The following is a 19,651-nucleotide window of genomic DNA, read 5'->3' as shown; positions in this document are numbered from 1 at the left end:
CGTCGTGTGGGTGTCAGTCGGTCGCGGCATGCACGTCGGGACCGTGCTCAACTCCCGACCGCTCCCCGACCCGAGGTGCCTCGAATCGATCGAAGCGACCCCGAGCCGAGCGAAGCGAAGGAACCCGGGCCGAGCGCGGCGATGGCCCGTGTGGACCCCGCTCCCGATCTCCGCCGCTCTGCGGCGTCGAGGCGCGTAGCGGGCGGCGGATCAGGGCCCGCGACTGTTTGAGCGCAGCGAGTTCGAGCGGGACCCCGCCGACCGCGAGCACCGCAGAACAGTCCGGCGCAGGCGGACCGCCGCGGCGGGGTCGCCTTTCTTCGGTTCCTTTCTTTGGCGAAGCAAAGAAAGGGACTCGCCCGCGGGGCGAAATCCCCGCCTCCGCACTCGAGACGGGCAGCGCAGCTACAAACAGCCATCGCCTCCAACAAGCGTTCGAAGCACTCCGGCCACCACCTCCATCACTGCGGCTGAAACCCAGAAGACTTGATGATCCGCCCCCAAGCCTGCGTGTAAGCCTTCTCCCGCGCAGCGAACGCGGCCTGCGGCATGTACTGCACCGCCAACCCCAGCCCGGTGAACCGATCCCGCACTTCCTGCTGCGCCAGCACCTGCGCCAGCGAGGCCGAAAATTTGTCGAGCACCGCCTGCGGCGTCCCCGCCGGCGCGAACACGCCGTAGTACGGCATGTCCTCCAGACCCGGCAGCCCCAGCTCGGCGAACGTGGGCACGTCGGGCAGCAGCGCCTGGCGCTTGTCGCCCACCACCGCCACGATTCGTAGCTTGCCGGCCTTCTGGTTCTCGATGAAATCGGGCACCGAGCCGATGCCCGCGGCGATCTGGCCGCCCAGCATGTCGGCCAGCATCGGCGCGCTGCCGCGGTACGGCACCGACTGCAGGTCCAGCTGGTAGGTATTGGCCGCCAGCTTCACCATGAACTCGGGCGTGCTGGCCGGCGCCGGGATGCCGACGCTGCTCTTGCCGCCCTGCGACTTCACCCAGGCGACGTATTCGGTGAACGTCCTGGCCGGCGTGCCGCCCGAGACGGCCAGGGCGTTGGCGAAGGTGGCGAAGCCCGCCACCGGCACGAAATCCTTAGCAGGGTCGAAGCCCGGGTTCTTCACCACCTGGGGCAGCACCGAGAGGGTGTGGTCGTGTGTCACGAAGAAGACATGGCCGTCGGCCGGCGCGGCCTTCAGGGCCTGGGCGGCGATCTGGCCGCCGGCGCCGGCGCGGTTCTCGACGATCACCGGGCTGCCGAGCAGCGGGCCCAACTTCTCGGCCAGGGTGCGGGCGATGGCGTCGGTGCCGCCGCCCGGCGGGAATCCCACCAGCAGCCGGACCGGTGTCTGGGCCTGCGCCAGGCCGCCCGTCAGGCAGCACGCACCCAGCGCCAGTGCGCCGAGCAGGGGGCGCACCAGGGCGCGTCGTTGCGGAGAGAACATGCGGTAACTCCAGAGGCAAGAAGTGGCAGGTGGCCCGGGTGTGCAATTTTGATGCCGCGGCCGTGCGGCGCGGCAGGTGGAAAACACCGTATTGCGCCGCTGCCCCTGACCTCAGCCAGGGCCCACCTTCGCCGCCGCGGCCTGCACCGGCCGGCGCCGACGCTTGAATCACCTGCGCCCAGCCCCATCTGCCGCGGTAACCGGAGGTTTTTACTTTCATGCGACAAGACAAACTCACCACCAAGTTCCAGGAAGCCCTGGCCGACGCCCAAAGCCTGGCCCTGACCCACGACAACGCCTATATCGAGCCGGTGCACCTGCTGGCCGCGATGCTGCGGCAGGACGACGGCCCGCGCGCGCTGCTGCAGCGCGCCGGCGTCAACCTGGCCGGGCTCGCCGTCGGGGCCGACGCGGCGATCAGGAAGCTGCCGCAGGTCCAGGGCCAGGACGTGAGCCTGGGCCGCGACCTGGGCAGCCTGATGCAGGCCACCGAGCGCGAGGCCTTGAAGCGCGGCGACCAGTTCATCGCCGGCGAGCTGTTCCTGCTGGCGCTGGCCGATGCCAAGGGCGACATCGGCGATCTGGCGCGTGCCAACGGCCTGACCCGCAAGAGCCTGGAGTCGGCGATCGACGCGGTGCGCGGCGGCCAGAGCGTCGACAACGCCGATGCAGAGGGCCAGCGCGAGGCCCTGAAGAAGTACACCCTCGACCTGACGGAGCGCGCCCGCATCGGCAAGCTCGATCCGGTGATCGGCCGCGACGACGAGATCCGCCGCGCGATCCAGGTGCTGCAGCGGCGCAGCAAGAACAACCCGGTGCTGATCGGCGAGCCGGGCGTCGGCAAGACCGCGATCGTCGAGGGCCTGGCCCAGCGCATCGTGGCAGGCGAGGTGCCCGATTCGCTGAAGGGCAAGCGGGTGCTGTCGCTCGACATGGCCGCGCTGCTGGCCGGCGCCAAGTACCGCGGCGAGTTCGAGGAACGCCTGAAGGGCGTGCTGAAAGAACTGGCCAAGGACGAGGGCCAGACCATCGTCTTCATCGACGAGCTGCACACCATGGTCGGCGCCGGCAAGGGCGAGGGCGCGATGGATGCGGGCAACATGTTGAAGCCCGCGCTCGCCCGCGGCGAGCTGCACTGCGTGGGCGCCACCACGCTCGACGAGTACCGCAAGTTCATCGAGAAGGACGCCGCGCTGGAGCGCCGCTTCCAGAAAATCCTGGTGGGCGAGCCGAGCGTCGAGGCCACCATCGCGATCCTGCGCGGCCTGCAGGAAAAGTACGAGGCCCACCACGGCGTGCAGATCACCGACCCGGCGATCGTCGCTGCGGCGGAACTCTCAGACCGCTACATCACCGACCGCTTCCTGCCCGACAAGGCGATCGACCTGATCGACGAGGCCGCGGCCAAGATCAAGATCGAGATGGACTCGAAGCCCGAGGTGATGGACCGCCTCGATCGCCGGCTGATCCAGCTGCAGATCGAGCGCGAGGCGGTCCGCCGCGAAAAGGACGAGTCGTCGCAGAAGCGCTTCGGCCTGATCGAGGAAGAGATCGGCAAGCTGCAGAAAGAGATCGCCGATTTCGACGAGATCTGGCAGGCCGAGAAGGCCGAGGCGCTGGGCTCCAAGGACGTGATGGAGGAGATCGACCGTACCCGTTTCCAGATCGAGGAGTACACCCGCAAGGGCGACTTCAACAAGGCGGCCGAACTGCAGTACGGCAAGCTGCCCGAGCTGGAAAAGCGCCTGAAGGCTGCCGAAGGCACCGAGGCGGTGAGCGGCGGCGCGCCCCGACCGCACAGGCTGCTGCGCACCCAGGTCGGTGCGGAAGAAATCGCCGAAGTCGTGTCGCGCGCCACCGGCATTCCGGTCAGCAAGATGCTGCAGGGCGAGCGCGAAAAACTGCTGCAGATGGAAGACAAGCTGCACGAGCGGGTGGTGGGCCAGGACGAGGCGATCGGCGCGGTGGCCAACGCGATCCGCCGCTCGCGCTCGGGCCTGTCGGACCCGAACCGGCCGACCGGCAGCTTCCTGTTCCTGGGCCCCACCGGCGTCGGCAAGACCGAGCTGTGCAAGGCGCTGGCGGGCTTCCTGTTCGACAGCGAAGACCACCTGATCCGCATCGACATGAGCGAATTCATGGAGAAGCATTCGGTCGCCCGGCTGATCGGCGCGCCGCCCGGCTACGTGGGCTACGAAGAGGGCGGCTACCTGACCGAGGCGGTGCGGCGCAAGCCCTACAGCGTGATGTTGCTCGACGAGGTGGAGAAGGCGCATCCGGACGTCTTCAACATCCTCCTGCAGGTGCTCGACGACGGCCGGCTGACCGACGGCCAGGGCCGCACGGTCAACTTCAAGAACACGGTGATCGTGATGACCAGCAACATCGGCTCGCCGATCATCCAGGCGATGGTGGGCCGGCCCGGTCAGGACATCAAGGACGCGGTGTCGGACGAGCTGAAGAACCACTTCCGGCCCGAATTTTTGAATCGGATCGACGAGACGGTGGTATTCCATGCGCTCGATGCGAAGAACATCGAATCGATCGCGGCGATCCAGCTGAAGACGCTGGAGCAGCGGCTGGCCAAGCTCGACCTGTTGCTGCAGGTGTCGCCCGCAGCCTTGGCCGAAATTGCGAAGGTGGGCTTCGATCCCGTATTCGGCGCACGGCCATTGAAGCGCGCGATCCAGCAAAGGATCGAAAATCCGTTGTCGAAGCTTCTGTTGGAAGGCCGGTTCGCGCCGAAGGACACGATTCCGGTGGACGTGGACCCGGTGCTGAATCCCGGAGTCTTCGTCTTCGGCTGAAGCCCGCCCGGCGCGCGCCGTGTCTGTCTGCGCCGGCCCTGCTTCCGACGGACAGGCGCCGGCCGCAGCACCGCGTGACACACGGGGCGCACACCATGCCCCTCGATTTGCAAGGAAAGGACAGGTTTGGACAACTTCATCGCGGGCGTCGTCCGTTTTCTGCTTCGGCTGGCGCTGGTCGCCATGGCCGCCGTGCTGGCCGTGTGCCTGCTGTTCATGGCGGCGGTGCTGCTGTCGGTCTGGGGCGTGCGCCGGATCTGGGCGCGTATCGCCGGCAAGCCGGTGCCGGCCTGGCACATGGGGTTCGACCCTGGGACGCGGTTCAAGCAAGCCTTCAGCAGCGCAGGTCGGTGGTCGCCGCGCGGTGCCTCTTCTGCGCGCAAGGACGTGGTCGATGGGGAAGTAACCGATGTGGAAGCGCGGGAGTTGCCTGTTCGGCGTTAGAGCGTGATATGCACTTTGAAACACCCTTCGGGAAAGCCGGACAGAGGTCCGGCTGCCGCGTTGCAGTCCGCTTGCGGTATCCATACCGCGACGTGTCCTGTGCCTTGCCGCCGGGCCTCTGCCCGGCTTTCCCGGGCACGTCGCAGTGCATAACTCGCTCCGAGGAAACCTGCATAAACAGCGCTGCGATGTGCTGATCATGCATGTAAGGAAGGGGCACTTTTCTTTGGCGCGGTGGGTCAGCCCTACATCCGCGCTGAAAACGGAGTCCAGGAATCGCCGCCCACCAGCGACGTCGGCGCGGGACGCGCGCGCCGTCCGGCGCGGCCGATCAGTGTGAACGGCAGCGTCGCCAGACGCTGCCGTTCGTGGTCACCATGAAGTGCGCGGTGACCGTGTGACATCAACCGAATCGCGCCAGATCAACGGGCGGCGCAGAAGCCGAACTCAACCGTGGCGCTGGGCGCCAGAGTCTTGTTCCAGTCCAGGCCGGTGGCACTGAGCGTGCTGCCGGACTGAGTCCAATTGGCATTCCACAAGTTGTTGATCTTGCCGCTGATCGTCTGGGTGACTGACCAGTTTCCTGAGGTGGTGCCGGTATTGGTGACCTGCACGCGCTCGCAATAGCCGGCATTCCAGTCGCTGGTGACGCTGACCCGGGTGCTGAAGCTGGCGTCGCCCGGGGAGCTTGGAGGCGGAGCCGGAGGTGGTGGAGGAGCCGGGGTCGGAGCCGGAGCCGGAGCCGGAGCCGGAGCCGGAGCCGGAGCCGGAGCCGGAGAACCGCTGCTACTGATTGCCGGATAGGCATTCTGGATCAGCATGACGAATTGATTGTGGAACCATGCGCCAGAGATCGGGGCGTCAGGCAGTGCGCCTGTCAATACACCATCCGGTGTGGTATATGCAGGATCGCACATGCCGTCAAAGCCTTTGCCTTGATTGTTCGGAATGTATTTGCTAGAACCATCCGATACTCCAGGTTCTTTAATAAATACATAGGCATGCACATGTTCTGCTGGGGATACAGTCGGACGGATGCCAATGCCTGCCCCGCTCTGATTGCACCAGTTGCCTCGATGAAAACGAGTATCTATACGCCCTGAGTTAACATAAGTGTCGGTGTCGTTCCCTCTGGCGGACGTTGGCCGATTGGGCCCGCCCCAGCCGTTACGACTAGTATCACTGATGAATCCAATACTACTTGGCCAGCCTGAGGAAACAAAGCCATTGTATAGTGCTTGCACATAGTGAGATTCGTCGAAGTAAGGATTCCACTCGTAGAATTTGGATTGTTTAATGGGTCGCCCGCCGACATTCAGGTCGGAGTTGGGTAGATTTGGTTCGGTTATCGGTGTCGTATTCGCCGTATTTGTGGCAAAGCCATCTATGCTGGAAAGACCTGCCGTAGTGTCTTGCACGAACTGTGTATATAGAGCAATGGCCGCATTCCGATTGTTGTCCCAGCCCAACCAGCCGGAATGACCAATATCGAGATAACCGTATACGTTCGGGATCTCGTGGAGCTTGTTGATTGCGTACTTTACACCCTCTTTGTATATTCCTGTGGAATTTGCCTGGGCGCAGCGCTCTGTACTCAAGTTGGTTACGAGATTCGGCAAGCTATCAGGCTCGATAACGTTGACGATGCGAATATCTTTGTATTTTGGATCTGCAAAAATTTTCGCGATTGGGTCGATATATTCATTTTTATAACGGGTAATCCCATCCTGGGTCAAGGGCAGTTCGCCATTGGAGGCTAACGCATGACAGTCGCGTCCAGGAATGTCGTAAATAACAAATCCTACTGTGATGGGGGTGTCCGATTTTTTTTGCGCTAGCGCGGCATCCAGATGATTTCTCAGGCCGAGCAGGCCTGCGTTGTTATCGCCGCCGTAGATCGCACCGATCGAGTCAAGCCACACGAAGGTTGGATAAGTCTTTACGACCGCCATTTTTGCTTTCAGCGATGTATCGCTGATCTTCGCAATCGAAGAATCGACATTTGCCGCATAGTCTGGGTTGAGGTAATTAGTCGCGCCGGTGAACGGATTGTTCACATGGCTTTGAGCGTAAACATGCGATGTAGAGAGCAGGCCTATGGTAAATAATGAAACAGGCAGGGCGCGTTTGAAATTTTTCCGGGTAATTTTTGCGTTTTTCATGGTCATATTTTTTGCGTTTTTTTACTGGCCTATCCATGGGATGTTCCTTCGTCTCATGAATGGCTGGGGTAGCTTGGTAGTATTGAATTGTCTTCTGAATCACCTCCTTGAAAAGTTGTCTGTAATGTATGGGCATAACAGTGGCCGAGGCAAGGGTGTCTCGATCGACTTTGGGTCGGTGCAGCTTTGTTACACAAACCTGGTTGCGCGAAATGTTCGTCTATGTTTATGTTTGCGATGAGTGCACAGTGCTTTGTTGCGGAATCAACGTAAGTCCTTGATTCACCAAGAGGCGCCTGAAATTTAAGCAAAAATTTTCTTTTGAAATCAATGGCTTAAATATTTGTACACGCCGCCTCGCGGGTGAAGCGCTTGTCAGCCCAGCTGTATGTGCAGCTCGTGTGTCAATTGCACCTGCTCCGTCACGTACCGGGCGATGCCCGTGAATTTTTCTCAGCCGCTCATCCTGCGGCTTTGAAACGATTCAGTTGGCGTTTTTGCGACGAAGGGACGGAGAGTCTAGAAAGAGCTGCGGGCGGTGGCACCATCGGCAGCCGCGTTCAAGTCGATTGACGGGCCGTTGAACTGCCTGCCCACTGCCAACTACCCGCACATGACGCGTTAATTTTTGGGCAGAACGATCTACCGGAGGGCTTCGACGTCCTGTCCGGTCCGGCGGGTGTGAAATTTCTTGAACAGCCACGCCACATATTTGCGCTCTTGCTTGAGGACTGACTTGATTGCGACTCTGAGGTCACTGACGGATCACAGCTCGCAGATTTGCTGCCAGGTGGCTTTCAAGATAACAGGGCGCTTACGTCGTTACTCGGCAAGCTGGTGGTCCGAGGGTTCCTGGAACGATCGCTTATTACATCTCGCTCTCGCCGGCAGTTACCGGTCGTGGGTACCTCCAGCGGTGAAGGAGCGAAGCGCGTGTGTCGGGTCGTCGCACGGAGAATGTAATTTCTCGCTCTATGTGAAACATTGGCTGGAGCGGGTTATGCACTTCGACGTACTTACGTGGGTCCCGCAGCCGGGCGATAGCATGGCGCGGGCCGCCGCCCGAGGCGCGTGCCTCGGCAAGGGCCGCAACGCCGCGAGCGCCTGCCTGCCGGACCCTCTTTAGGTAAAGCCGGGAGAGGCCCGGCGAAGGTGCAGGACGCGCCGCGGTAGGGATACCGCAAGCTGACTGCAAGGCGGCAGCCGGGCCTCTCCCCGGCTTTCGCGGGCACATCGAAGTGCATAACGCGCTCTAAGACATGGAGCGACTAGCCGATGGTCGCCAGCGCAGCGCCCGCTGCCTGATAGCTGCCGGTGGCGGCGACCAGGGCGATCCGCCCGCTGCGGTGGGCCAGCACCTGCATCTCCATCTTCATCGCCTCCATCACCGCGATCAGGTCGCCCTCGGCCACGTTGTCGCCGTCGGCCACCTTCCAGGCGTGCAGGTTGCCGGCGGTGGGGGCGGATACGGTGCGCGGGTCTCTTTCGGGGGCGGCGTCGCCGGCGGCGGTGGCCGCACCGGCACCGCCGGCGGCGCCCTGCAGGCCGCGCAGCAGCGCCATCGGCAGGCCGACGGTCACCAGGCGACCGTCGATCTCCATCGGCATGCGGTGCAGTGCCGTGTCCGGCTGCGGTTCGGCGCGCGCGGCGGCGGCCAGGGGGGCGGCGAAGTCGGTTTCGATCCAGCGGGTGTGGACCTTGAAGCCATCCGCGCCGATGAAGTCGGGCTGGTCGAGCACCGCTCGGTGGAAGGGTAGGACCGAGGCCACGCCCTCGATCGTGAACTCCTTCAGCGCCCGGCGCGCGCGAGCCAGCGCCTGCTCGCGGGTGGCGCCGGTGACGATCAGCTTGGCCATCAGCGAATCGAAGTTTCCGGGCACGGTCGAGCCCGACTCCACGCCGCTGTCGACCCGCACGCCCGGGCCCGAGGGCGGCGAGAAGACGACCACCGGCCCGGGCGTTGGCAGGAAGCCGCGGCCCACATCCTCGGCGTTGATCCGGAACTCGATGCTGTGGCCACGCGGCGTGGTGGTGTCTTCCACCGCCAGCGCATGCCCGTCGGCAATGCGCAGCTGCTCCACCACCAGGTCGATGCCGGTGGTCTGCTCGGTGACCGGATGCTCCACCTGCAGGCGGGTGTTCACCTCCAGGAACGAGATGGCGCCACTGCCGCTCAGCAGGAACTCGACGGTCCCGGCGCTGGTGTAGCCGGCCTCGGCGCAGATGTCGTGCGCGGCCTGGTGGATGCGGGCGCGCTGCGCGTCGGTGAGGAAGGGGGCGGGGGCCTCTTCCACCAGCTTCTGGTTGCGCCGCTGCAGCGAGCAGTCGCGCGTACCCAGCACCCGCACCGTGCCGTGGGTGTCGGCCAGCACCTGCGCCTCGATGTGGCGCGGCTTGTCGAGGAACTGCTCGACGAAGCATTCGCCGCGGCCGAAGGCGGTGACCGCCTCGCGCACTGCCGAGGCGTACAGCTCCGCCACCTCGTCCATCCGCCACGCCACCTTCATGCCGCGGCCGCCGCCGCCGAAGGCCGCCTTGATGATGATCGGCAGGCCGTGCTGCTCGGCGAAGGCCAGCACCTCGGCCGCGTCCCGGGCCGGCTCCGACATGCCGGCCACCAGCGGCGCCCCCACCTTCAGCGCGATCTTGCGCGCCTCGACCTTGTCGCCCAGCCGCGCGATGGCCGTGGGCGACGGGCCGATCCAGGCTAGGCCCGCGTCGACGACGGCCTGCGCGAAGGCCGCGCTTTCCGACAGGAACCCGTAGCCCGGGTGCACCGCGTCCGCACCGCTGCGGCGGGCGACGGCCAGCAGCTTCTCGATGTGCAGGTAGGTGTCGGCCGGCCGGTCGCCGTCGAGCCCGTAGGCCTCGTCGGCCATGCGGGTGTGCAGCGCGCCCAGGTCCGCATCGGCATAGACGGCGACCGATTGCACGTCGTAGTCGGCACAGGCGCGCGCGATGCGGACGGCGATCTCGCCGCGGTTGGCGATCAGGACTTTCTTCATGGTGCGACCCTCGGTGCCGCGTGCGGGCGTCGTGCGGCGAGATCGCCGCAGCCTGCTGTGCAGGCACGGCGTTGTGGCGAAACGTCTGCTGCGCAGCCGTTTTCGCCGCGGTTGGCGATCAGGACTTTCTTCATGGTGATGCGGATGGGTTGGTGGAGTGGTGCCGTCAGGCGGTTGTAACGGTCGTCGGGGCGAACGCGCCCAGCGTCCGAAAACGCACGCGTGCATTGACCGGAATCTGCCCCGCGCGGTCCAGGTGGTAGGGCGCCACGGCGCCTATCACCGGGTAGCCGCCGGTAAGCGGGTGGTCGGCAAGGAATAGCACTGGCTGGCCGCTGGCGGGGACCTGGATCGCCCCGAGGGCGGTGCCTTCGCTCGGCAGTTCCCGGTTGACGGCGCGCTCCAGCGGCATGTCGCCCGCCAGGCGGATGCCGACGCGGCTGGACTGGGGCGTCACCGTCCACTCCTGGCGGCAGAGAAGGTCGACGGCGGCGGGCGTGAACCAGTCGGTGCGCGGGCCCAGCACGATGTCGAGCTCGACCACCGCACCGGGCTGCGGCAGGTCGGCGAGCGGCACTTCCTGCGCACCGACGACGGCGCCGTGCGCGACCGGCCGCAGCGGCAGCACGTCGCCCGCGGACAGCGTCGGCGGGCCGACGCGGGCCAGGGTGTCGGTGGAGCAACTACCCAGCACCGGTGCGATGGCGAAGCCGCCGCGCGCCGCCACATAGCAGCGCATGCCGGAATGCGGCTCGCCGACGGTGAGCGTGTCGCCGTCGGCCAGCGCGATCGGGCGGTAGCGTGCGACGGGCCAATGGCGACCGACGGCATCGGTGACCGTCAGCGGCGCGTCGGCGCCGGTGACGGCCACCACGGTCTCGCCGCGGCTGCGCAGTGCCAGGCCGCCGTTGACCGTCTCCAGGCAGGCGCTGTCCGACGGGTTGCCCACCAGCCGGTTGGCCGATTTGAGTGCGGCCTGGTCCATCGCGCCCGAGGCTGAGACGCCCTGGCCGGCCTGGCCGTGGCGGCCGCGGTCCTGGAACAGGGTCTGCAGGCCGGGGGCGACCACTTCCAGCGCGCAAGCGCCGGTGTCGGCCGGTGCCGTGGCGGGCGCGGTGGCTGCCGGTGCGTTCCACTGCCCGCGCTCGGTCACGGGCAGCGTGGCGATATCCACGAACTGCACCCGAAAGCCTGGCTGCAGCAGCGCCGGCACCGCGCGCGCGATGTCCCACATCGCGATCGGCGTGGTGCCGATGATCTGCCAGCCGCCCGGGCTGGCCTGCGGATAGACGCCGCTGAAGCTGCCGGCCAGGCCCACCGCGCCGGCGGGGATGCGGGTGCGCGGGGTCTTGCGGCGGGGCATGTCGTCGAAGCTCGGGTCGCCGCCGGTGAGGTAGGCGAAGCCGGGAGCGAAGCCGGTGAAGGCGACCGAGTAGACGCTGCCGGTGTGGCGGCGCACCAGCTCCTCGGGCGCGATGCCCATCAGCGCGGCGACCTCGGCGATGTCCTCGCCGTCGTAGTGCACCGGAATCCGCACCAGCGTGCCGTCGCGGACAGCACGGGCGGTCACGTCTCGGCCCGCGATCGCCTGCACCAGCGATTCCATCGTGCAGGCGGCGGGGCGGAACGAGACGAGCAGGGTGCGGGCCGCGGGCACCAGTTCCTCGACGCCGGCGATCGGGTCCGCTTCGAGCGAGGCGAGCAGCGCCAGCGTCTGCTCCAGGTCGTCCAGCTCGACCAGGAGCGCGCCATGGTTGACGGGAAGGAACCGCATCATGGCGTGGCCGGAGTAAGAGCTGCGACATTCGCAGCATTCGCGAAGGGCGCGATGGCGACGCCGGCCTGCGTCAGCCGCTCGCGCACCCGGCGTGCGATCTCGACCGCGCCGGGGCTGTCGCCGTGCACGCAGATCGAGTCGGCCCGCAGCCGCACGGTGCTTCCGTCGATGGCTTCGACCGTGCCGTCCTGCACCAGGCGCAGCATGCGGTCGGCGATCAGGGTGGTGTCGTGCAATACCGCCCCGGCCTCGCGGCGGGAGACGAGGGCGCCGCCCGGCGTGTAGGCCCGGTCGGCGAAGGCCTCGGCCACCACCGTCAGGCCGGCCTCCTGTGCCCAGCCGATCAGCGGCGAACCGGCGAGGGCGACCAGCGTCAGGCTCGCATCGACCGCGCGGATCGCGGCGATCACGTCCTGCGCCTGCCGCGCGTCGTGGGCGATGGTGTTGTAGAGCGCGCCGTGCGGCTTGACGTAGCGCACCGCGGTGCCGGCCGCGGCGGCCAGGCCCTGCAGCGCCCCGATCTGGTAGATCACGCCGGCGACCAGGTCGGCGCTTTCGATGTCCATGTTGCGGCGGCCGAAGCCGGCCAGGTCGGGGTAGGCCACATGGGCGCCCACCGCGACCTGGAGAGCCGCGGCCTGGCGCACGGTGCGCAGCACGCCGGCCGGGTCGCCCGCATGGAAGCCGCAGGCCACGTTGGCGCTGCTGACGATGCCCAGCATGGTGGCGTCGTCGCCCATTCGCCACGCGCCGAAGCTCTCGCCCAGGTCGCTGTTCAGGTCCATTTGCATGTGTGTTCTCCAGGAATGTGGGGAAGGGGCGCGGTCAGTGCAGAGCGCCGTCGGTCTCGCGCACGTCGTGCCGCACGGCAAAAGCGGTGGCGATCACCTGACGCAAGGCCTGGGCCTGCGTCTCCAGCGCCATGCTGGGCGCGCCGGGGTGGCGCGCCGCCTGCTCGGGCAGCCAGGGCAGGTGCACGAAGCCGCCGCGCACCGGCGTGCCGTCCGCGGACTGCTGCGCCAGCCGGTGCATCAGCGCGTAGAAGACATGGTTGCAGACGAAGGTGCCGGCGCTGTTCGACACGCGGGCCGGCAGGCCGGCGGCGCGCAGGTCGTGCACGATGGCCTTGATCGGCAAGGTCGAGAAGTACGCGGCCGGCGCACCCGCGATCACCGGCGCATCGATCGGCTGGCGGCCGGCGTTGTCGGGGATGCGGGCGTCGTCGATGTTGATCGCGACCCGCTCGGGCGAAATCTCGGTGCGGCCGCCGGCCAGGCCGATACAGACGACCAGCACCGGCTGCCAGCGGGCGATGGCCGCGTCCAGCGCCTCCAGCGCGTTACCGAAGACGCAGGGCAGCTGCACGCCGCGCACCGTGGCGCCCGCATGCTGCCAGCCGTCGAGCCTACGGGCCACCTCCCACGAGGGGTTGACCGGGTCGGTGTCGAAGGGCTCGAAGCCGGCGAGCAGGACATTCGGGAAGCGCGACGGATCTGACAAGGGCGGGCCTTTCTTCTTTGTTTTTTCTCAACGGAACATCAGGAACTCGAGCAGGAACACGTTGACCAGCAGCAGCGTGAGCGCCGTCGGGATTTGCACCCGGATCACCGCGTTCTTGTCGGGCAGCTCCAGCAGCGCCGCCGGCACGATGTTGAAGTTGGCCGCCATCGGCGTCAGCAGCGTGCCGCAATAGCCCGAAAGCATGCCGACGGCCGCCATCACCGCCGGATCGCCGTGGTACACGCCCACCAGGATCGGAACGCCCACGCCGCCGGTCATCACCGGGAAGGCCGCGAAGCCGTTGCCCATGATGACGGTGAAGAGCGCCATGCCGACGACGTACACCGCTACTGCGACGAAGCGCAGGTCCATGTCGATATAGGTGGTGGTGATGTGCGCCACCGCCTTGCCCACGCCGGCATCGGAAAACACCAGGCCCAGCATGCCCAGCATCTGCGGCAGCACCAGGGCCCAGCCCAGCGCGTCGGTCAGGCGGCGCGATTCGCGCAGGCCCTGCACCGGCGTCTCCCGCGTGAGCCAGCAGGCCAGCGCCAGCGACAGCACGCAGCCCACGCCCAGGCTCACCAGCGTGGTGTTCTTCGGGTCGAGCAGCGGCGTGCCGCCGACCGCCAGATGCTTGGCCGACAGCGTGCCGACCATCGTGATCAGCGGAATCGCCAGTGCGGGGATGAAGAGCCTGTTGCCCATGCGCCGGGCGCTGGCCAGGTACGCCTGGTCGGTACGCGGCGTGTGCCGGCCGGAGCCGACGCCGCCGAAGCCGGCGATCAACGCCATCACCACGGCGCCCACGCCCACCCACAGGGGCGGCACCCGGTCGCCGACGAGGAACACCAGGGCGTACAGGCCCCAGAAGAGCGCGCTGGAGAAGCGGCGCGGGTTGGTCCTGTCGGCCAGCGTCATCGCGGCGGTCACCGCGAGCACGAAGCCGACCAGGTAGTACAGATGCTGGATGGTGAGCGTCATGGCGTCAGGCGCCGGTACGGGGCGGGAGCGCGGCCGCATCGGCGGCCCTTTCGCGGGCGATGTCGCGCGCCAGCGCGGCGTCGAGGCGGTACAGGCGCCAGCCGTGGATCAGGAAGGCGCAGGTGGCCGTCGGAATGCCCCACAGCGCGACGTGGATCGGCTCCACCTCGATGCCCGCCTCGCGCAGGAAGGTCGTCATCAGCACGATGGCGCCGAAGGCCACGAAGATGTCCTCGCCGAAGAAGAGGCCCACGTTGTCGGTGGCGGCGGAGAAGGCGCGCAGCTTGTGGCGCACCGTGTCCGAGAGCCTGCCGTGGCGCGCCTCGGCCGCGCCCTCGGCCATCGGCGCCAGCAGCGGCCGCACCATCTGCGGATGACCGCCCAGGCTGGTCAGGCCGATGGCGGCGGTGAGCTGGCGCGCCGCCAGGTACACGATCAGCAGGCGGCCCGCGGTGGCCGAGCGTATGCTGCCGATCCAGTTCTGCGCATGCTGGCGCAGGCCGTGCCGCTCCAGCAGGCCGATCACGGCCAGCGGCAGCAGGATGATCAGCGGCAGGTTGCGCGTCTTGACGAAACCGGTGCCGATGGTGGAAAGGATCCGGTCGAGCGGGAACCCGGCGGCAAAGGCGGAGGCGATCGCGGTGACGATCACCACCAGCATCGGGTTGAAGCGTAGGATGAACCCCGCCACGATGACGGCTACCCCGACGAGGGGCCATAGATTGACTTCACCGACCATGATGTTCCTTGGTTGCAGACGCGATGACCGGAGCCGTGGTTATCGCGCTGCCGGTCCTGTGCAGGATGCAAATTACGTGCCACGAAGTTCTACATGAAATGGAAGATTGTTGAACAAAAAAATCGATTGATGGGGCGAAATGCACCAGATTGTGCGGCAGCTTTCAATTTTGCCCCTCTTTGGAGCGCTCACATGCCGGTACATACCCGCGGTACCGGTGGTGCGGCGGGACCGATCTGCTACAAACCCCGCATCGCTGTGGCACCTGTCCCCGGTCCGCACCGGCGCCGCGGCGGCGCCCCCTCCACCAGGCCAGCATGTCGACCGAAACCTCTTCCAGCGTGCAGACCCTCAACGACCGCACGGCCGAGCTGATCCGCCAGAAGATCGTCAAGGGTGAGTTCTCGCCCGGCCAGCGGCTGTCGGAGGCCGCGTTGAGCGAAAGCCTGGACATTTCCCGCAACACCCTGCGCGAGGTGTTTCGCATCCTCACCCAGGAGGGGCTGGTGCGGCATGCGCCCAACCGCGGCGTGTCGGTGGCGATCCCCAGTATCGCGACCATCATCGACATCTATCGGGTGCGGCGGCTGATCGAATGCCAGGCGCTGGCCCAGGCCTATCCGCGGCATCCGGCCCGCAAGCACATGCGCCGGGCGGTCGAGGCGGCGGTGCAGTGCCGCACGGCGGGCGACTGGCAGGGCGTGGGCACCGCCAACATGGAGTTCCACATGGCGATCGTCGAGCTGGCCGACAGCAAGCGGCTCGACACCATGTTCTCGCATGTGCTGGCCGAGCTGCGGCTGGCCTTCGGCATGCTGAACGACCCTGAGTTCCTGCACGCGCCCTATGTCGACGTGAACGTCAGGGTCGTCGAGCTGTTCGAGGCCGGCCGGCTGTAGGAGAGTGCGGCGGTACTGACGGACTACCTGGTGAATTCCGAGCGAATCGTGCTCGCGGTGTACGCCCGTCGCATCTCGGACGCGGGCGGCTTCGACCGGTAGCGGTGCATGTGCGCGCGGCCCTGGCCCTACACTGCGCCTTTTCCCCAGTCCTGGACAAGGTGACCGCCATGCTCGAAATGCGCCCCGGATGCGAATGCTGCGACCGCGACCTGCCGCCCGATGCGCCCGGTGCACGTATCTGCTCCTTCGAATGCACCTTCTGCGACGACTGCGCCGAGCGGCGCCTGGCAGGCACCTGCCCCAACTGCGGCGGCGTGCTGGTCGCACGCCCATGGCGGCCCACGTCCGGGCTGGCCCGCAATCCGGCCTCCACCACCCGCGTCTGCAAGCCGCAGGGTTGCGCCGTGGCGGCCTGATCGCTTTTCCTACACCTCCGTTTCCACCCCACCGCACACCATGAGCGCACAAGAACCTTCCATCGTCTACGGCACCGAAGACCTGCTGATCAGCCTCTGCAACTCGGTGACGCGGGTGCTCAGCGTGGCTACGCAGAAGCCGATCCACTACTCCGGCATGGTGCAACGCATCAGCAAGACCTGCCTGCGGCCCGATATCGGCTGCTTCGTGCTGTTCGACGGGGGGTTCTCGGGGCTCGTGATCATCAATTTCTCGAAAGAGGCGGCGATGGAGATCTACCAAAGTTATTTGCTCAGCATGGGCATGGGGCAGGAGGACCTGGCCAGTTCCTACACCTCGGACGAGGTGAGCAACGTGATGGGCGAGCTGATGAACCAGGTGGTGGGCGACTTCACCGGCAAGGTGCGGCGCGAGCTGCAGACCCACATCACCCAGAACCAGCCGAAGATGCTGGCGCTCAGCAAGCAGGTGATGCTGAGCGTCGACGCCAATCTCGACAAGCCCGAGGCGCGCCGCGTCACCTTCTACACCGCCAGCAACCACATCTTCTATCTCGAACTGGCGATCGACCGCACCGAGTTCATCAAGCTCTACGAATTCGAGCCGCAGGAAACACCCGATCCGGACGCGCTGATCGCGCAGGCCGGCGGCTCGCAGTCCACCGGCTCGCCGGCCCCGTCGTCCTCGGGCGATTCGGATACCGACGACCTGCTCAAGTCGCTCGGCATGTAGGGCGGCACGACCGGCCGTGGGAGCGCGGACCGGGTGGAACCCCGAGGCGCCGCAGCGGTGCGCGGCATAGACTTCGCGCATGAACGTGCGTTTTCTCGAAGCTTTCGCGTGGGTCGCCCGACTGGGCAGCTTCAAGGGTGCTGCCGAGAAGCTGCACACCACGCAGGCCGGCATTTCCAGCCGCATCTCCACGCTGGAAGAGCAATTCGGCGTGCGGCTGTTCGAGCGCGAGCACCGGGTCGTCACGCTCACCTACCAGGGTTCGCAACTGCTGCCCTATGCCGAGCGGATGGTGGAGCTGCAGGGCCGCATGCTGGGCGCGGTGGGGCAGACCGGCAACCTCTCGGGCGTGCTGCGCATCGGCGTGATCGAGACGGTGGTGCACACCTGGCTGCCCGACCTGCTCACGCGGTTCGCGGAGCGCTATCCCAACGTTACCCTTGAGCTGGTCTCCGACATCACGCCGCGGCTGCGCGACGAATTGCTGCGCGGCACGCTCGACTGCGCGATGACATCGGAAGAGGTAACGCCAGGCTTCGTCGACAACCACCGGCTGGCCCAGTGCGCGATGCGCTGGACGGCAAGCCCTGCGATGGCGCATTGCCTGCCGCCGGGGCCGCTGCGCTTCGCCGACATCGCCAAGCATCCGATCATCTCGTTTCACCGCGAATCGAGCGTCTATCGCAACATCGCCCAGCACACCGCAGGCAGCCCGGACCTGCGGGTGAACTACTTCTCGTCGTTGGGCGCGATGGTGGGCCTGGTGCGCTCCGGCTTCGGCATCGCCCTGCTGCCGGCCGCAGTGATCCAGGAGGAGTTGGCGCAGGGGCTGCTGGTGCTGCTGCCTGTCGCGCCGCTGCCCGCCGTGCTGCCCCTGGTCGCCAGCGTGCGGATGGAGCCGGCATCGCCGCTGGCCGAGGCACTGGTCGCGATGTCGCGCGACATCTGCCAAGCATTCATGCAGCGCAGCCGTGCGGACGCGTTCGTGCGATAGAAACTTCGTGCTTGTATAGCGGGTATGCCCTGTTTTTGGGCGTATGGCGCCCCAACCTGGCGCGTGTTATGAATAAACACGGTGCATGATATTTTCTAATCGGGCGGAGTAGAAATTTCCCGCTTGACCCACCAAGGTCGCGCATCAACACTGCGGTCCATGTCTATCCCTGTCCCCGGCAAACGCCACCGCGGATTTTTTCGCCTGCAGCCCCCATGCCGCGGGCACCGACCGGGCGGCGAAGCCTTCGCCGCACCCAATTTCGCCTGCCTCCCACCGGATGCGGCGCACTGCCCGTTCGCATCGCCCCAGCGCTGCGCGACGCTCGCCTTCCAGTACTTCGCATGAACGCCTGCCTGACCCCGCAAACGCCGCTCGCCGGCACCCCGAACCGCGCGGCCGCCGCCCGCGCCGAGATCCGCTCCGGTCGCCACGCTGGCCACACCGCCGGCATGGCGCCCGGCCATGTGCAGGGCAACCTGATGATCCTGCCGCATGCGCTGGCCGAGGATTTCCTGCGCTTTTGCCAGCGCAACCCGCGCTCCTGCCCGCTATTAGCGGTGTCGGAGCCGGGCGATCCTACGCTGCCGCTGCTGGGCCGAGGCATCGACATCCGGCACGACGTGCCCCGCTACCGCGTCTGGCGCGACGGTGTACTGATCGACGAGCCGACCGACATCGCGCTGCTCTGGCAGGACGACATGGTCAGCTTCGTGATCGGTTGCTCTTTCTCGTTCGAGCATGCGCTGATCGAAGCCGGCGTGCCGCTGCGCCATGTGGCCGAGCAGCGCAACGTGGCGATGTACCGCACCAGCGTGCAGACGGTACCGGCCGGCCCGTTCCACGGCCCGATGGTGGTGTCGATGCGGCCGATGTCCCCGGCCCATACGATCCGGGCGGTGCAGGTCACCTCGCGCTACCCGGCGGCCCACGGCGCGCCGGTGCACATCGGCCTGCCGGGCCAGATCGGCATCGCCGACCTGGCCCGGCCCGATTTCGGCGACGCGGTGGAGATCCGCGACGACGAGCTGCCGGTGTTCTGGGCCTGCGGTGTTACGCCCCAGGCCGTGGCGATGGCCGCCCGGCCGCCGCTCTGCATCACCCATGCGCCCGGCTGCATGCTGGTCACGGACTTGCTCGACAGGGACGTGGCGAGCTTCTGAGCCACCGCGCGCCCCACCCGTCGTTTCCCTTTTCCCGCCTCCCAAAAGCACTACTGGAGAAGACCTTGACACTATCCATGCACCTCGCCGCACGCCGCTGTCTGCTGGCCCTCGCCGCCGGCCTCGCACTGGCCGGCCCCGCCGCCGCGCAGAAGGTCCAGGCGATCACCCAGGTCGCGCCCAACCTGCCGCAGTACACCAAGGTCGATCAGCCGCTGCTGCGCGACGGCATCGCCAAGGCCACCGACGGCAAGGTCGAGGTGGTGCTGTCCTCCTGGCCCGAGCGCAATGTCAACGGGCCCGAGGTGTTGCGCCTGGTGCGCTCCGGCCAGGTCGACATCGCCGCCGCGCCGCTCACCACCGTGTCGGGCGACGTGCCGCTGCTGGACGCCTTCGACCTGGCCGGCATGAACCCCGACATCCGCCAGGCCCGCAAGGTGGCCGACGCGATGGTGCCGGTGGTCAACCGCGAGCTGTTCCGCCTGGGCATCCGGCTGGTCGCCACCTATCCGTTCTCGGGCCAGATGCTGTTCTGCCGCAAGCCGGTGGCGAGCCTGGCCGACCTCAAGGGCCTGAAGGT

The 19,651-nt window shown here is 66.7% G+C and carries 14 protein-coding genes and 2 pseudogenes; 8 read left to right on the top strand and 8 right to left on the bottom strand.

All coding sequences use genetic code 11. The features are described from left to right. Positions 1-461 precede the first annotated feature (461 nt). Positions 462-1,445: a Bug family tripartite tricarboxylate transporter substrate binding protein gene (locus tag DFQ15_RS16055; protein ID WP_110466943.1), complete on the bottom strand. Its 984-nt coding sequence runs from the start codon at positions 1,443-1,445 to the stop codon at positions 462-464. A gap of 218 nt (positions 1,446-1,663) precedes the next feature. Between DFQ15_RS16055 and clpB the strand changes: the two genes are divergently transcribed. Together clpB and DFQ15_RS16045 are read left to right on the top strand one after the other, a co-directional pair. Next, on the top strand, positions 1,664-4,252 hold the full coding sequence (clpB, locus tag DFQ15_RS16050) for an ATP-dependent chaperone ClpB (protein ID WP_110466942.1): 2,589 nt from the start codon (positions 1,664-1,666) through the stop codon (positions 4,250-4,252). A 126-nt stretch (positions 4,253-4,378) separates the two neighbouring features. Further along, the gene (locus DFQ15_RS16045; protein WP_110466941.1) at positions 4,379-4,696 is read left to right on the top strand and encodes a hypothetical protein; all 318 of its coding nucleotides are present in this window, start codon (positions 4,379-4,381) and stop codon (positions 4,694-4,696) included. Positions 4,697-5,118: 422 nt separating this feature from the next. Here DFQ15_RS16045 and DFQ15_RS16040 read toward each other — a convergent pair whose 3' ends face one another. The 7 genes from DFQ15_RS16040 to DFQ15_RS16010 form a co-directional block, all read right to left on the bottom strand. Next, positions 5,119-6,864, bottom strand: coding sequence for a glycoside hydrolase family 6 protein (locus DFQ15_RS16040; RefSeq protein ID WP_233504558.1), 1,746 nt, complete (start codon positions 6,862-6,864; stop codon positions 5,119-5,121). Between the two features lie 1,262 nt (positions 6,865-8,126). Then, positions 8,127-9,863 carry an acetyl/propionyl/methylcrotonyl-CoA carboxylase subunit alpha gene (locus DFQ15_RS16035; RefSeq protein ID WP_110466940.1) on the bottom strand — a complete coding sequence of 579 codons (1,737 nt, stop codon included), beginning with the start codon at positions 9,861-9,863 and terminating at the stop codon, positions 8,127-8,129. A gap of 166 nt (positions 9,864-10,029) precedes the next feature. After that, positions 10,030-11,637, bottom strand: a complete 1,608-nt coding sequence (locus DFQ15_RS16030) for a 5-oxoprolinase subunit B/C family protein (RefSeq protein ID WP_110466946.1) — start codon at positions 11,635-11,637, stop codon at positions 10,030-10,032. Then, entirely contained in the window at positions 11,637-12,431 is a 795-nt protein-coding gene (locus DFQ15_RS16025; protein ID WP_110466939.1) for a LamB/YcsF family protein, read from the bottom strand. The genes DFQ15_RS16030 and DFQ15_RS16025 overlap by 1 nt, the downstream gene beginning before the upstream one ends. Positions 12,432-12,465: 34 nt before the next feature. After that, positions 12,466-13,140: a pyroglutamyl-peptidase I gene (pcp, locus tag DFQ15_RS16020; protein WP_110466938.1), complete on the bottom strand. Its 675-nt coding sequence runs from the start codon at positions 13,138-13,140 to the stop codon at positions 12,466-12,468. Positions 13,141-13,167: 27 nt separating this feature from the next. Further along, entirely contained in the window at positions 13,168-14,124 is a 957-nt protein-coding gene (locus tag DFQ15_RS16015) for a DUF979 domain-containing protein (RefSeq protein WP_110466945.1), read from the bottom strand. A 4-nt stretch (positions 14,125-14,128) separates the two neighbouring features. Continuing rightward, entirely contained in the window at positions 14,129-14,863 is a 735-nt protein-coding gene (locus DFQ15_RS16010; protein ID WP_110466937.1) for a DUF969 domain-containing protein, read from the bottom strand. 317 nt (positions 14,864-15,180) lie between these two features. Here DFQ15_RS16010 and DFQ15_RS16005 point away from each other — a divergent pair. The 6 genes and pseudogenes from DFQ15_RS16005 to DFQ15_RS15980 form a co-directional block, all read left to right on the top strand. Then, positions 15,181-15,864, top strand: a pseudogene (locus tag DFQ15_RS16005) (GntR family transcriptional regulator). A gap of 68 nt (positions 15,865-15,932) precedes the next feature. Next, complete coding sequence (locus tag DFQ15_RS16000; RefSeq protein ID WP_110466944.1) at positions 15,933-16,181, top strand: DUF1272 domain-containing protein; 249 nt, start codon at positions 15,933-15,935, stop codon at positions 16,179-16,181. Between the two features lie 40 nt (positions 16,182-16,221). Beyond that, entirely contained in the window at positions 16,222-16,914 is a 693-nt protein-coding gene (locus DFQ15_RS15995) for a DUF3334 family protein (protein WP_110466936.1), read from the top strand. Between the two features lie 79 nt (positions 16,915-16,993). Next, on the top strand, positions 16,994-17,908 hold the full coding sequence (locus DFQ15_RS15990) for a LysR family transcriptional regulator (protein WP_110466935.1): 915 nt from the start codon (positions 16,994-16,996) through the stop codon (positions 17,906-17,908). Positions 17,909-18,252: 344 nt separating this feature from the next. After that, the gene (locus DFQ15_RS15985; RefSeq protein ID WP_110466934.1) at positions 18,253-19,071 is read left to right on the top strand and encodes a putative hydro-lyase; all 819 of its coding nucleotides are present in this window, start codon (positions 18,253-18,255) and stop codon (positions 19,069-19,071) included. Positions 19,072-19,136: 65 nt separating this feature from the next. Next, positions 19,137-19,651: pseudogene (locus tag DFQ15_RS15980) on the top strand (hypothetical protein); the annotation flags it as partial.

The sequence above is a fragment of the Xylophilus ampelinus genome (assembly GCF_003217575.1).
GTDB classification, from domain to species: domain Bacteria; phylum Pseudomonadota; class Gammaproteobacteria; order Burkholderiales; family Burkholderiaceae_C; genus Xylophilus; species Xylophilus ampelinus.
The sequence above is the reverse complement of the archived record's forward strand: the minus strand, read 5'-3'. Positions and strand labels throughout refer to the sequence as shown.